The 13,127-nt window shown below is 63.4% G+C and carries 12 protein-coding genes; 6 read left to right on the top strand and 6 right to left on the bottom strand.

Annotated elements, in window-relative coordinates:
• The first annotated feature begins 37 nt into the window (after nt 1–37).
• The 3 genes from BM186_RS22935 to BM186_RS22925 all read left to right on the top strand — a co-directional run bounded on the left by BM186_RS22935 (nt 38) and on the right by BM186_RS22925 (nt 2,561).
• Complete coding sequence (locus BM186_RS22935) at nt 38–1,060, top strand: response regulator (protein WP_074918620.1); 1,023 nt, start codon at nt 38–40, stop codon at nt 1,058–1,060.
• Nucleotides 1,061–1,264: 204 nt separating this feature from the next.
• A complete protein-coding gene (aroQ, locus tag BM186_RS22930) occupies nt 1,265–1,705 on the top strand; it encodes a type II 3-dehydroquinate dehydratase (protein WP_055987317.1) in 441 nt (146 codons plus the stop codon).
• A 4-nt stretch (nt 1,706–1,709) separates the two neighbouring features.
• Complete coding sequence (locus tag BM186_RS22925) at nt 1,710–2,561, top strand: shikimate dehydrogenase (RefSeq protein WP_074918618.1); 852 nt, start codon at nt 1,710–1,712, stop codon at nt 2,559–2,561.
• Nucleotides 2,562–2,631: 70 nt separating this feature from the next.
• Here the strand turns inward: BM186_RS22925 and BM186_RS22920 are convergent, their stop codons facing one another.
• From BM186_RS22920 to BM186_RS22895, 6 genes are all read right to left on the bottom strand, one after another.
• Nucleotides 2,632–3,303 carry a TetR/AcrR family transcriptional regulator gene (locus tag BM186_RS22920; protein WP_045736196.1) on the bottom strand — a complete coding sequence of 224 codons (672 nt, stop codon included), beginning with the start codon at nt 3,301–3,303 and terminating at the stop codon, nt 2,632–2,634.
• An 86-nt stretch (nt 3,304–3,389) separates the two neighbouring features.
• Nucleotides 3,390–5,297, bottom strand: coding sequence for a 3-dehydroshikimate dehydratase QuiC (gene quiC, locus BM186_RS22915; protein WP_074918616.1), 1,908 nt, complete (start codon nt 5,295–5,297; stop codon nt 3,390–3,392).
• Between the two features lie 191 nt (nt 5,298–5,488).
• Nucleotides 5,489–6,373, bottom strand: a complete 885-nt coding sequence (locus BM186_RS22910; protein WP_074918614.1) for a DMT family transporter — start codon at nt 6,371–6,373, stop codon at nt 5,489–5,491.
• A gap of 106 nt (nt 6,374–6,479) precedes the next feature.
• On the bottom strand, nt 6,480–7,298 hold the full coding sequence (locus BM186_RS22905) for a sugar phosphate isomerase/epimerase family protein (protein WP_074918612.1): 819 nt from the start codon (nt 7,296–7,298) through the stop codon (nt 6,480–6,482).
• Nucleotides 7,299–7,311: 13 nt separating this feature from the next.
• Nucleotides 7,312–8,361: a Gfo/Idh/MocA family protein gene (locus tag BM186_RS22900; protein WP_074918610.1), complete on the bottom strand. Its 1,050-nt coding sequence runs from the start codon at nt 8,359–8,361 to the stop codon at nt 7,312–7,314.
• A 318-nt stretch (nt 8,362–8,679) separates the two neighbouring features.
• Complete coding sequence (locus tag BM186_RS22895) at nt 8,680–9,456, bottom strand: IclR family transcriptional regulator (protein WP_074918609.1); 777 nt, start codon at nt 9,454–9,456, stop codon at nt 8,680–8,682.
• A 555-nt stretch (nt 9,457–10,011) separates the two neighbouring features.
• Here BM186_RS22895 and BM186_RS22890 point away from each other — a divergent pair.
• The 3 genes from BM186_RS22890 (at nt 10,012) to BM186_RS22880 (ending at nt 13,079) form a co-directional block, all read left to right on the top strand.
• Complete coding sequence (locus BM186_RS22890) at nt 10,012–10,482, top strand: tripartite tricarboxylate transporter TctB family protein (RefSeq protein WP_072424459.1); 471 nt, start codon at nt 10,012–10,014, stop codon at nt 10,480–10,482.
• Between the two features lie 13 nt (nt 10,483–10,495).
• Entirely contained in the window at nt 10,496–12,010 is a 1,515-nt protein-coding gene (locus tag BM186_RS22885; RefSeq protein WP_074918607.1) for a tripartite tricarboxylate transporter permease, read from the top strand.
• Nucleotides 12,011–12,077: 67 nt separating this feature from the next.
• On the top strand, nt 12,078–13,079 hold the full coding sequence (locus BM186_RS22880; RefSeq protein WP_072424461.1) for a tripartite tricarboxylate transporter substrate binding protein: 1,002 nt from the start codon (nt 12,078–12,080) through the stop codon (nt 13,077–13,079).
• Nucleotides 13,080–13,127 lie beyond the last annotated feature (48 nt).

Here is a 13,127-nt window from a genome sequence, read left to right as displayed (position 1 = left end):
CCGCGCAACCTACGACAACAAAGGCGGAGACGCATTTATGCAATGGCCTCAAGGGAACTCCAATCATCATTACGGCTTGCCCGACTACTCGATGATGGTGCTGCTGGTCGACGACCAGGCCATGATCGGTGAAGCCGTGCGGCGGGCGCTGAGCGAAGAGAGCGACATCGACTTCCACTTCTGCTCCGACCCACATCAGGCGCTGAGCGTGGCTCAGCAGATCAAGCCGACGGTGATCCTGCAGGACCTGATCATGCCCGGCGTCGACGGTATCGAACTGCTCGCCCAGTACCGTGCCGCGCCCGGCCTGCGCGATGTGCCGATCATCGTGCTGTCGACCAAGGAGGACCCCAAGGTCAAGAGCGCCGCCTTCACCGCCGGCGCCAACGATTACCTGGTCAAGCTGCCGGACGTGATCGAGTTGCTCGCGCGCATTCGCTACCACTCGCGCTCCTATCTGACCATGCTGCAGCGCGACGAAGCCTACCGCGCCCTGCGCGAAAGCCAGCAGCAGTTGCTCGACACCAACCTGGTGCTGCAACGCCTGATCAAGTCCGATGGCCTCACCGGCCTGGCCAACCGCCGCTACTTCGACGAATACCTGGAGATCGAATGGAGCCGCGCCCTGCGCGATCAGAGCGAGCTGTCGCTGCTGATGATCGACGTCGACTACTTCAAGGCCTATAACGACCAGCATGGCCACGTCGCTGGCGATGAAGTGTTGCGCCGCGTCGGTGAATCGCTGCGCGGCAGCTGTACGCGCGCCTCTGATCTGGCCGCACGCTACGGCGGTGAAGAATTTGCCGTGATCATGCCCGGCACGGCCGCCGGCGGCGCGCGCCTGCAGGCAGAAAAGATCCGCCGCGCCGTAGAGGCGATGGGTATTCCTCACGATCTCCCCAAAACGGGCTCTCCAATCAGCGTAAGCATCGGTATCGCGACCATCCGGCCCTCTGTGGAGCATGACCCGCTGAGCCTGGTGATCAAGGCCGATGAAGGCCTGTACCTGGCCAAGCACAGCGGCCGCAACCAGGTGGCGCAGGCTGGCGAAAGCAGCTAGCCACCGGGCGATAATCGCCCACTTTGCGAGCATCCCTCGGCCTTACCGAAATCCCCTGCAACCCGCGATTTTACTGAGCCTGACGCCCCGCTCGAGGGTGTCGGACTTTTTCTTGCACGCTTTAACTAGCAACCGCTGAATTGACTGAATTAACCAGTTAGTACATTTTCCTTGCAGTCACGCCACAACAACAAGAGATACCCCATGACGCCCTGCATTCTTGTACTCAACGGCCCCAATCTGAACCTGCTCGGAACCCGCGAACCGGCTACCTATGGCCATGAAACCCTCGCCGACATTTCCCGGCTTTGCGCCGATACTGCAGCCGAACACGGCTTGAAGATCGAGTTTCGCCAGACCAACCATGAGGGCGAACTGCTCGACTGGATTCATGCCGCACGAGGGCGCTGCGCCGGCATCCTGATCAATCCGGCAGCCTGGACTCACACGTCGGTGGCCATCCGCGATGCCCTGGTAGCCAGCGAACTACCGGTCATCGAGGTGCATCTGTCCAACGTGCACAAGCGCGAACCGTTCCGTCATCACTCCTTCGTCTCGCCGATTGCCGTCGGTGTCATTTGTGGGCTCGGCAGTCAGGGTTACCGACTGGGCCTGCAGTACTTCGCTCAATCGCTCAAGGGTTAAGACCATGTCCTCCGTTACCAGCGGCATTCTCGCCGGCCTAATCGGCAAAGGCATTCAGGCTTCCCGCACGCCCGCCATGCACGAACGCGAAGGCGATGCGCAGGGGCTGCGCTACCTCTACCGCCTGATCGATCTCGACCAGTTGGGCCTCGACCTCGACGCGCTGCCGAGCCTGCTCGATGCGGCGCAGCACATGGGCTTTACTGGTCTCAACATCACCTTCCCGGCCAAGCAGGCGATCATCCCGCTGCTCGATGAGCTGTCGAGCGAGGCGCGTGGTATTGGCGCGGTGAACACCGTGGTACTCAAGGACGGCAAGCGGGTCGGCCACAACACCGACTGCCTGGGTTTCGCCGAGGGCTTGCGTCGCGGCCTGCCCAACGTGGCTCGCCGGCGCGTGGTGCAGATGGGGGCAGGCGGCGCAGGCGCAGCCGTGGCCCACGCCCTGCTCGCCGAAGGCGTCGAACGCCTCTGCATTTTCGAAGTGGAGCCCGGCCGCGCCCAGGCCCTGGCGGACAATCTCAACGCTCACTTTGGCGCCGAGCGCGCCATCGCCGGTGTAGACCTGGCCGGTGAAGTCGCCGCTGCCGATGGGCTGGTCAACACCACGCCGGTGGGCATGGCCAAACTGCCGGGCACACCGCTGCCGGTGGAGCTGCTGCATGCCGGGCTGTGGGTGGCCGAGATCATCTATTTTCCGCTGGAAACCGAACTGCTGCGCCACGCTCGCGCCCTGGGCTGCCGCACCCTGGATGGCGGCACCATGGCGGTATTCCAGGCGGTCAAGGCGTTCGAACTGTTCAGCGGCCGCCCGGCCGATGCCGAACGCATGCAGGCGCATTTCGCCAGTTTCTGAGCGTACTCATGCAAAAAGGGCCCTGGCAGCGACAACGCCGCCAGGGCCCTTTGCATATCCGCACCGATCTTCAGCCCTGGATATAACGCAGCACCGCCTCGCAGATCATCGCCTTGTGGCGCTGCTTGACCTGCTCGTCGGGCAGGTCGATCTGGAAGATCTCGCCAAAGGTATGGCGGTTGGACACCCGGTAGAAACAGAACGAACTGATCAGCAGGTGCACATCGAGCACATCGATACCGGGGCGGAACACACCCTCTTCCTCGCCGCGACGCAGGGTCTTGCCGAGGGTGTCGAGCACCACGTTGCTCATCTGGCGGATGACCGGCGACTGCTTGACGTACTCGCCGTAGTGGATGTTCTCGATGCTGACGATGCGCACGAAGTCGACGTTGCGGTCATGGTGATCGAAGGTGAACTCCACCAGCCGACGGATCGCCAGCACCGGTGGCAAGGAGGCCAGATCGAGGCGACTCTCGGTACCGCGGATATCGCCGTAGAGCTTGACCAGCACCTCGAGATAGAGCTGCTCCTTGCTGCCGAAGTAGTAGTAGATCATCCGCTTCGAGGTCGCGGTACGCTCGGCGATGGCGTCCACGCGGGCGCCGGACAGGCCCTGCTGAACGAACTCCGTGATGGCGGCCTGGAGAATGCTCTCGCGAGTTTTCTCCGGATTGTTCTTACGTACCTTGCGCACCACCTCGAGAGGTTGAGTGGCCAGGTTGGCAACGGCTTCGGTCATACGGCAATGGTCTTTTTTATAGGTATTGGTGGGGCGGATTATGGCAGGCCGCAGCGGCAACCGGACAGGCTGCCACCTGCACCCACTTATAACCGCGGACGCTTCAAGCCACCACTGCGCGCCTTGGCCATGGCGGCCAGACGCACCGCGACGTTGGCCGCGCCATAGCCGACATAGCCGCCCTTGCGCTGAATGATTTCGAAGAAGAAGCGTTCCTCGAACGGCTCGGTGTAGACGTGGAACAACTCGCCGCCCTGAGCATCACGGTCATAGAGCACGTTGTAATAGGCCAGCTCGCTGAGGAACTCGTCGTCGAAGTCGAAGCGCGCGGCCAGATCGTCGTAGTAGTTCAGCGGGATTTCCAGTAGCGGCACGCCTGCCTCTTTGGCCCGCGCCACTTCGGCGAAGATGTCTTCGCAGGAGAAGGCGATGTGGTGCACGCCGGAGCCCTGATAGCTGGACAGGGCGTGGGCAATTGCGGTGTTACGGTTTTCCGAGATGTTCAGCGGCAGGCGAATCGAACTGCAACGGCTGCGTATCGCGCGGCTTTTCACCAGGCCGTAAGGATCGGGCAGGACCACTTCGTCGTCCGCTTCGAAGTCGAGCAGGCTCTTGTAGAACAGCACCCAGCTATCCATGGAATCGGCTGGTAGTGCCAGCGCCATGTGATCGATGCGCTGCAGCCCGCCGCTGGCCTGGGCATTGGCGTCCAGGCTGAAGTCGCTGTCGTAGATGGTCTGCCCTGCTCCCGCCTGCTCCACCAGATAGATCAGGCTGCCATCGGGAGCGCGCACTGCCGGCACTTCCCGCTCGTTGGGGCCGACCAGGCCACGATAGGGCTGACCCCGATAGTCGCAGGCGCGCTGCAACGCAGCGGCACCATCCTTCACCCGCAGCGCGGTGGCACACAGTGACGGGCCATGGGACTCGAAGAAGTTGTGCGCGAAGGAATAAGGTTCGGCGTTGAGCACGATGTTGATATCGCCCTGGCGAAGCAGGCTGACGTCCTTGGAGCGATGCTGGCCGGCATGGGCAAAGCCCAGTCGCTCCAGCCAGCCGGACAGACGCGCGCCGACAGCCTCGTCGACGGCGAACTCGAGAAACTCCACGCCGTCGTAGCGGTGCGCCGCAGGCGGGGTGAAGAGTACGCCCGGCTCGATCTGATGCCCCTCTTTCTCGAGACGCTTGTGGGTCTTCTCCTCGAGATAGAGCAGCGAGCGCAGGCCGTCGGCGGCGTTCTGACGCGGCGGCGCGGCACGGAAACCATCGTTGAAGATTTCCAGCGACAGCGGACCGCGGTAGCCGGTGCGCAGGATCGGCGCGAGGAAACCGGCCAGATCGAATTCGCCCTGCCCCGGGAAGCAGCGGAAATGACGGCTCCATTCCAGCACGTCCATGGCCAGGATCGGCGCATCGGCCATCTGCACGAAGAAGATCTTGTCGCCAGGGATATCGGCGATGGCGCTCGGGTCGCCCTTGAGCGACAGGGTATGGAAACTGTCGAGGATCACCCCGACGGCCGGATGGTCGGCCTGGCGCACCAGCTTCCATACCTGCTGATAGGTATTGACGTGGCGGCCCCAGGCCAGGGCTTCGTAACCGATTCGCAGGCCGCGTGCGCCGGCGCGCTCGCCGAGCAGGCGCAGGTCGTCGATGAGGATTTCATCGTCGCCCAGCGAGTCGGCGGCGACGTTGCTGCACACCAGCACCAGGTCGGTTCCCAGTTCCTGCATCAGGTCGAACTTGCGCTCGGCACGGTCGATGTTGCGCTGCAGGCGGTCACGGCGGCAGCCTTCGAAGTCGCGAAATGGCTGAAACAGGGTAATGGCCAGGCCGAGGTCGGCACAGCGCTTGCGAATCTCAGTGGGGCTGCCGTCGTAGTAGAGCAGGTCGTTCTCGAAGATTTCCACACCGTCGAAGCCGGCGGCGGCAATGGCTTCGAGCTTCTCGGGCAGGGTACCGCTGAGGGAAACGGTGGCAATTGAACGCTGCATAGACGGCTCCGGGCTGAGGCGGCGCCGTGGCGGGCAAAGTGAGGGAGGCGAGACGCGCTCATGAGCCCTCACTCGGCCGGTTGGTCGGCGCTCATGGATTGTTCGTAGCCTGGATTATTGGCAGGGTCGGAGAGATCAGCAATTCAAAATGAACGAACTGGTTAGTTTTCCGTTCGATAATCGAACATCGATCATTTCCGGGACGGTTTCCGGCTTTGCCAGGCAGCCGCCAAACCACTGAGGCAGATGATGAGGATACCGATCATCGCCGTGGTATCCGGCTTGTGCTGGAACACCAGCAGCCCCAGCAACCCGGCGAAGACGATCTGCACATAGCCGAACGGCGCCAGCAAGGCAGGCGCGGCATGGCGGAAGGCATGGGTCAGCAGCAGGTGAGCGGCCATGCCACAGCCGCCTAGCGCCAGCATCATCAAACCGTGCGTGAGGCTCGGCACATGCCAGAAGAACGGCACCAGCAGACTCATCACCAGCGTGTTGACCAGGCCGGCGAAGAAGTTGCTAGTGGTCGCGCTGTCCACTTCACTGAGGCGCCGGGTGAGGATCTGATAGCAGCTGAAACACAGCGCTGCGCTCAGCGGCAACAGCACCGCCGGGGTGAACAGGCTGCCGCCCGGATGCACGATGATCAGCACCCCGACAAAGCCGATGATCACCGCCACCCATTGCCCGACGCTGACGCGTTCACCGAGCAAGGGCACCGAGAGCGCCGTGACCAGCAGCGGCGCGAGAAAGATCACCGAGGTTGCCTCGGCCAGCGGGATGAACATCAGCCCCGTGGTGAACAGCAGGCTCACGCCCAGCAGGCACAGCGCCCGCAGCACCTGCAGGCCAGGCCGTTTGGTACGCAGCACGCGCAAACCGGATTGCGGCAGGAAGATGCCGGCCATCAGCAGGGTGTGCACCAGGTAGCGCGCCCAGACGATGAGGATGATTGGATAGAAACCCGACAGGTATTTGGACATGGCATCGTGACTGGCGAACAGGAAGGTCGCCAGCACCATCAGGCCGATCCCCTTGAGCGGGTGATTGGCGCCGGACAATGGAGTGAGACTCATGAAATACCCGGAAGGCGGACTCGCCGCAAAAAAGATAGCAAGACAACTAACTATACAGACCACCGCGGCCCAGCGCCTACATCCACTGCGGCAAGCACTGGCTGCATCACGACCGACGGTCGAGCAGCTGCCGGGTCTTCTCCAGCGCCATGCGGGCTCGCTGCAATGCGCTGACACCCTGCTCCAGCAGCTGTCGGGTCGGAATTTCCAGGCTCAGCGGGATATTTGCCGGTAGGGCTCGCAGCAAGCCGAGCAGATCGCAGTCACCATCACCGGGAAAGCGCCGCTCGTTGCGCGCTTGGCGCAGGATCTCCTCCATGTCAGCTGGACGAGGCCCGGCCACGTCGCACAACTGAGCGTAGCGCAAGCGCTCGGCGGGCACTGCCGCCAGATCTTGCAGGCGCGAAGCCGAGCGGTCGAAGTGGAAGGCATCGACCAGCACGCAGCCGTTGGGGCGGCCCGCCGCGGCGACGATACGCGCCGCCTGGGCCAGATCGCGGGCGTCGGTCCAGGGCATGAATTCCAGGTGCGGATGCAGGCCGTACTGCGCGGATAGATCACAGAGCCCGGCGAAGTTGTCGATCTGCCGCGCCTCGTCCGGGTCGTTGCCGGCCACCAGCAGTTCGCTGGCGCCACACTCGGCGCCGACGGCGAGGATCGCCTCGAAATCGGCGACGCGGGTGTCCGGCTTCAGGCGCAGGATTTCCACATCGAGCACCCGAACGCCGGTATCGCGCAGGCGCTGCAACGTCTGCGCGCGCAGGCCGGCATCGGCCACCAGCGGGAAGTGATGCTCCTCGGGCGTGGCCGGTACCAGACGCAAGCCAACATGGCTGTAGCCGGCGCGCGCCGCCACCTCGACCATTTCCGGCGGCGACAGCTCGAGCACGGTCAGGGCGGCCAGGGAAAGAATACGTTCACTCATGATGGTTCTCTGCTCAGAGGGTTTCGGGGACGCAGGCCTGGCCGCTTTCCGCCGCCTGGCGAATGGCCTCGACCAACGCCAGGGTGCGGCCAGCATCGGCAGCGCTGGCCAGCGGCTCAACCTGGCCACGGGCGACCTGAACGAAATGCTGCAACTGGCGGCGCAATGCTTCGCCGGCATCGAAATGTTCCTGCACCTGCTGCAACGGCTGGTGCCAGCCAGCGCCCGCCTCGCTGTACTGCCAGTGCTTGAGCTGCGGAACGCTCAAGGCGCCGCGGGTACCGGCGAGCAGATAACAGGGCTGATCGGCCTGGCGCGGGTAGACCGGGTTCTCGCCCGATGTCATCTCCCAGCTCCAGGGCGCGGCAACGCCGTCGGAGCCGGTCAGGCTGCCCAGCGCGCCACCTTCGAATTGCAGCAGCACCGCTGCGCTGTCCTCGTTGGCGAAACCGCGCACGCCATTGCTGGTAATGGCCTGTACCTGGCGCACTTCGCCGCACAAGTGCCGCAGCAGATCGAGGTCGTGAATCAGATTGGTCAGCAGCATCCCGGCCCCGGCCTCGCGGCGCCAGGCAATGTCGTAGTAGCTGTCGGGCTTTTGCACCTGCCACAGCGCGGTCACCGTGGTCAGTCGGCCCAGAGCGCCCTCCTCGATCAACTCGCGGGCACGGGCGATCAGCGGATTGTGTCGGCGATGATGGCCGACCAGCACCGGCACGCCACTGCGTTCGCTGGCCGCCACCAGCTCGCGCACTTCGTCCAGGTGCACGCCCACCGGTTTCTCCAGCAGCACCGGCACGCCTACGGCAATGCAGTCGAGTGCGGTACTGACATGCAGTGCGTTGGGGTTGGCAACGATCACTGCTTCAGGCCGCACCTGCTCCAGCATCTGCTGGTGATCGGCGAAACAAGGCACAGCGCATTGCGCCGCAAACTCGGCGGCCTGGGGGCCGGGATCGGCGATGGCACAGAGCCGTGCCTCAGTGAGGTTCTGCAGGTGCTGATGGTGCTGGCGGCCCATGACACCAGCGCCGATCAGGACAATACGCAAGGGGGAAGTCACGCGTTGATCCTCTTGTTGTCGTCTTTACGCGGAGGCACCGAATACATCAGGCGCAGACCTTTTTAATATTTAGAACCTAGTTCCAAAATTTACGCAAGACGAAAAAACAGCGGATATCGCAGGCTTCGCTGCCCTCCAGAAGTTGACCTGGGATTCGTAGGGTGCGCGATGCGCACCGCGCCTTGAGAAAGGTCGGATTTGGATCAGGCCCGGATTACCTGTAGGAGCGGCTGGGCGGCATTCCGCTTCAGCCGCGAATCAGCCGTTCGCGGCTGAAGCCGCTCCTACGATGGATTGGGTATATCGCCGTCTAGCCGATCAGGCAAACAACTCGGAGGCAGGGCTGGCAGCGGACAACTCTTCGGCAGCGGCCAGCAGCTCTGCGGCCAGCTCATGCATGCGCGCGAGCGGCAAGCGTGCGCTCGGGCCGGCGATGCTGAGCACACCGATCACCCGACGGTCACGCGGGTCACGCACCACGGCGGCCAGCGCTGCAGTACCCAACGACGAACTTTCCATGACCCAGGCGTACCCCTGCTGGCGTGCCAGCGCCAGGCGCTGCAGCAGCTCCTGCTGGTTACGCGGCGAATTGGGGCCGAACTCGGCGGGGTCGGCGATGCCCTGCCGAGCAACCAGTTCCAAGGCCTCGGCATCGCTCATGCTGGCCAGCCAGGCATGCCCGGAGGCGGTATAGAACAGCGGCGCCTCACGCCCCATGTCCGGGTCGTAACGCAGGCCGGAGCGCGCGCCCTGGCTCTTGGCGATCCAGGTCTGGCGCTCGCCCTCGATCACGCCCAGGCGCACCAGCTCGCCGCTGGTTTCAGCCAAGGCATCGAGAATCGGCTGCACCACATCGGCGCCGCTATTGGCCAGGTAGCGAAAGCCAAGCGCCACCAGTTTGGTCGACAGCCGATAGCGACTGGTGAGCGCATCCTGGCGCACATAGCCCAGGCGCATAAGCTCGGCGAGCATGCGGTGCGTGGCGCTCTTGGGAATATCCAGCTCATCGGCCAGGGCCTGCATCTGTACGCCACGGGCATCGCGAGTGAGGCTTTCGAGAAGGCTGAGCGCGCGTTCGATCTGACTGCCGGCCATGAGAATATCCTGGAAAATTTGCGCCGATTCTAAGAGACAAGCGCCCGGCGACGCGAGCCAGACCGGAGCCTGCCTCTGGATGCTGGGCCACGGACGCGCGATACTGCCAGCGCGACGCACAATGTACTAACTGGTTCGTTCTTGTTCGGTTATCGAACAAAACCCCGTTTAGCGAATTGAAATGGCCAGCCTGGTCGGCCCACTATTCCTACCACGCCTGAAACCGAAGTGATCTTCTGCCTGGTGCATCACGCTTCGAATGTTTCAGCAGCCAATAAATATAAGAAGGTCAATTGTCATGTCACAGCCTATGCACCTGCGTGCCCCGGCCACCCCTGCCACAGCGAGGATCGCTCCTCGTCCGGCGCCCAGCTCGTTGCTCGACGACTGGTCATCCCTATCGACGCTAGCCATGCCTGCCCTCGCCCCTGCCTGTCATGGCATGCATGGGAGCTCTCGGCCGCGCCTGATCAGCTCGCTGCTTGCCAGACTACTGCCTGCGCGCAAAGCCTGACTCAGCCCCTTACCCTCCCCCCATTCTGTCGGAGCGATAGCATGAACAAGACAGACAAGATGCTGGTCGGCGAGCGCACCTTCTGTGTCCTGCTGTTACTGGCCAGCCTGGTGGTGTTCTACCTGGCCTACCAGATTTCCGGTTTCTCCTCGGTCAATTCCCCAGGGGCGTTTCCCCTCGGCGTCGCGCTGGTGATGATCCTCTCCGCGGTGAAGATCGCCGTCGAGCTGATCGGCAAGGCCAAGCCTGACTGCAGTGGCTGGCTGGATGCCTTCAAGCAATTTCGCGACACCCACTTCCCGCGCCGCACCCTGGTCTTCGGCCTGCTGGCCGTGGCCTACCTGGCGGCGATCCAGTGGGCCAGCTTCTACGTCAGCACCTTCGCTTTTCTGGTGCTGTCGATCGTCTACCTGCGAGGCGGCCGCGTACTGAACGCGATCCTGATCGCAGCTGTGTTGCTGGTGCTGATCTATCTGTTGTTCAGCCTGGCGTTCAGCGTTTACCTGCCATAACGAGGCACCCGAGATGAGCGATACCCTTTCCTACCTGCTGATGGCCTGGAGTGACCCGCAGCTGCTGATGCTGACTGCGCTGGGCACTTTCGCCGGCATCTATATCGGCGCCATCCCGGGCCTGTCGGTGACCATGGCAGTGTCCATCCTGGTGTCCTTCACCTTCTCCTGGGATGTCAACGATGCGCTGGCGCTGATCGTTGGCATCTTCATCGGCGGCGTTTACGGTGGCTCGCGCAGCGCCATCCTGCTGAACATCCCCGGCGCACCTTCCTCGGTGGCCACGGCCTTCGACGGCTACCCGCTGGCGCAACAGGGTGAGGCCGGTCGTGCCATCGGCCTGAGTACCGTGATGTCGGTGGTCGGCGGTATCGTCGGCACCATCATGCTCGCCAGCGCCGCACCGCTGATCGGTGAACTGGCCCTGCGCTTCGCCCCGCGCGACTACTTCCTGGTCGCCGCCATCGGCCTGCTGCTGGTCGGCAGCCTGGCAGAAGGTTCGCTGGCCAAAGGCATCTTCGCCGCTGCCCTCGGCGCAGTGATCGGCCTGGTCGGTATGGACCCAGTGACAGCGCAGGGGCGTTTCACCCTGGGCCAGGTCGAGCTGATGGGCGGCATCCACTACGTGGTACTGATGATCGGCCTGTTCGGCGTTGCCGAGGCCTTCTATCAACTGCATAACCTCGACAGCCCGGTCATCCGCCAGAAGGTGGACAAGATCCTGCCGTCCTTCGCCATGGTCCTGAAATTCCTGCCGTTGTCGATCCGCACCTCGATCATTGGCGTCATCGTCGGCGTACTGCCGGGCGTAGGCGGCGATATCGCCGCGCTGATGGCCTACGACCATGCCAAACGCACCGTGAAGAATCCGTCCAAGCCCTTCGGCAAGGGTGCCTACGAAGGCCTGGTAGCCCCGGAAACCGCCAACAGTGCGGCGGTCGGTGGCGCCTACGTGCCGATGCTGACCCTGGGTATGCCCGGTGATGCAGTCACCGCAGTGATCATCGGTGCCCTGGTGGTGCATGGCCTCAATCCCGGCCCGATGCTGATGGTGGAAAACCCGCACATCTTCTACTTCACCGTCGGCAACCTGCTGCTGGCCAACGTGTTTCTGATGATCTTTGGCCTGATGGGCATCAAGCTCTTCGCCAAGTTCGTGGAAATGCCCAAGGCCGTGCTGATTCCGCTGATCCTCGTGCTCTGCGTGGTCGGCACCTACTCGATCAACAGCAGCATGACCGAGGTGTACTGGATGCTCGGTTTCGGCGTGCTCGGCTATCTGCTGAAGATCTTCGGCTTCCAGATGGGCCCGATCATTCTCGGCGCCATACTCGGCCCGTTGATGGACACCTCGTATCGCCAGGCCATGTCCTCGGCCGGTGACAACCCGGTGGAGCTGCTGCAAGGGCTGGTCACCAGCCCGCTGTCGCTGATCCTCAGCGCCGCGGTGGTGCTGATCCTGCTGGGCAACACCCCGCTGCTGAAGAAACTCAAGAGCAAGTTCAGCCCCGCTTCGGCGCGCGGCTGATACCCAGGTTCCAAGGCGTGCCCCGGCCGACAGGGGCTCACAACAACAACCGATGGAGAGTCTCCACATGTTCAAATCGCTACTGACTGGCGCCGCTCTCGGACTCAGCGCCCTCACCATGGCCCTGCCAGCCCACGCCGAATACCCCGAGCGCAGCATCCAGGCGGTCATTCCCTGGGGTGCCGGCGGCGCCACCGACAACGTCATGCGCAGCCTGACTCCGTACGTGGAAAAGGAACTGGGCGGCAAGTTCATCCTCAACAACCGCCCGGGTGGCACCGCTGTGATCGGCAGCACCCACGTCATGCAGCAGCGGCCGAACGGCTACACCATCCTGCTCGGCGCCGAAAACCCGCAGCTCTATAAAGTGCTGAAACTCGCCGACTTCGATTACGCCGACTTCTACCCGGTCAACATCATCGGCCAGAACGTGGTGGTGATCGCCGCGAACGCCGACGCGCCGTTCAACAACATGGCCGAACTGATGGCCGCCGCCAAGGCCAATCCGGACACCCTGCGCATGGGCTCCACCGGCGCCGGCGGCCTGCCGAGCACCGTCAGCGCGATGATCAACGCGGTGGACGAGCTGAAAGTACGTGAAGTGACCTTCGGTGGCGACGGCCCCGGCATCACTGCACTGATGGGCAAGCACATCGACTTCATGCCCCTGAGCCTGGCCGCCGCCCGTGAGCTGGTACGCAGCGGCAAGCTCAAGGCCCTGGCCGTGTTCGCCACCGAGGAAACCCCGGAACTGCCGGGCGTGGAGCCGATCACCAAGTCCCTGCCGGCCATCGCCGAGTACCTGCCGTGGGGCCCGTTCTGGGGCGCCTTCGTGCACAAGGACACCCCGGACGACGTCAAGCAGAAGCTGGTCGATGCTTACGCCAAGGCCGTTGCCAACCCCGAGTTCCAGGGCTTCCTGAAGAACTTCGGCGCGCAGAGCCTGAACCTCAACGGCGCCGAAGCCGAAGAGTTCCTCAAGCGCTGGCAGTCGGTCACCACCTGGTCGATGTACAAGGCCAAGGCCATCGAAATTTCCCCGGACTCGGTCGGCATCGCCAAGCCCTGATCCCTTCCCCAGCGGGTGCTTTCGGCACCCGCCTCTCTTTCGCCTGCA

The sequence above is a fragment of the Ectopseudomonas toyotomiensis genome, from assembly GCF_900115695.1.
Classification (GTDB): domain Bacteria; phylum Pseudomonadota; class Gammaproteobacteria; order Pseudomonadales; family Pseudomonadaceae; genus Aquipseudomonas; species Aquipseudomonas toyotomiensis.
The sequence above is the reverse complement of the archived record's forward strand: the minus strand, read 5'-3'. Positions and strand labels throughout refer to the sequence as shown.

What these genes read in the sequence shown, in the direction of transcription:
- BM186_RS22935 (WP_074918620.1), top strand. Translation starts at nt 38, where the DNA reads ATGCAATGGCCTCAAGGGAACTCCAATCATCATTACGGCTTGCCCGAC.
- aroQ (WP_055987317.1), top strand. Translation starts at nt 1,265, where the DNA reads ATGACGCCCTGCATTCTTGTACTCAACGGCCCCAATCTGAACCTGCTC.
- BM186_RS22925 (WP_074918618.1), top strand. Translation starts at nt 1,710, where the DNA reads ATGTCCTCCGTTACCAGCGGCATTCTCGCCGGCCTAATCGGCAAAGGC.
- BM186_RS22920 (WP_045736196.1), bottom strand. Translation starts at nt 3,303, where the DNA reads ATGACCGAAGCCGTTGCCAACCTGGCCACTCAACCTCTCGAGGTGGTG.
- quiC (WP_074918616.1), bottom strand. Translation starts at nt 5,297, where the DNA reads ATGCAGCGTTCAATTGCCACCGTTTCCCTCAGCGGTACCCTGCCCGAG.
- BM186_RS22910 (WP_074918614.1), bottom strand. Translation starts at nt 6,373, where the DNA reads ATGAGTCTCACTCCATTGTCCGGCGCCAATCACCCGCTCAAGGGGATC.
- BM186_RS22905 (WP_074918612.1), bottom strand. Translation starts at nt 7,298, where the DNA reads ATGAGTGAACGTATTCTTTCCCTGGCCGCCCTGACCGTGCTCGAGCTG.
- BM186_RS22895 (WP_074918609.1), bottom strand. Translation starts at nt 9,456, where the DNA reads ATGGCCGGCAGTCAGATCGAACGCGCGCTCAGCCTTCTCGAAAGCCTC.
- BM186_RS22890 (WP_072424459.1), top strand. Translation starts at nt 10,012, where the DNA reads ATGAACAAGACAGACAAGATGCTGGTCGGCGAGCGCACCTTCTGTGTC.
- BM186_RS22885 (WP_074918607.1), top strand. Translation starts at nt 10,496, where the DNA reads ATGAGCGATACCCTTTCCTACCTGCTGATGGCCTGGAGTGACCCGCAG.
- BM186_RS22880 (WP_072424461.1), top strand. Translation starts at nt 12,078, where the DNA reads ATGTTCAAATCGCTACTGACTGGCGCCGCTCTCGGACTCAGCGCCCTC.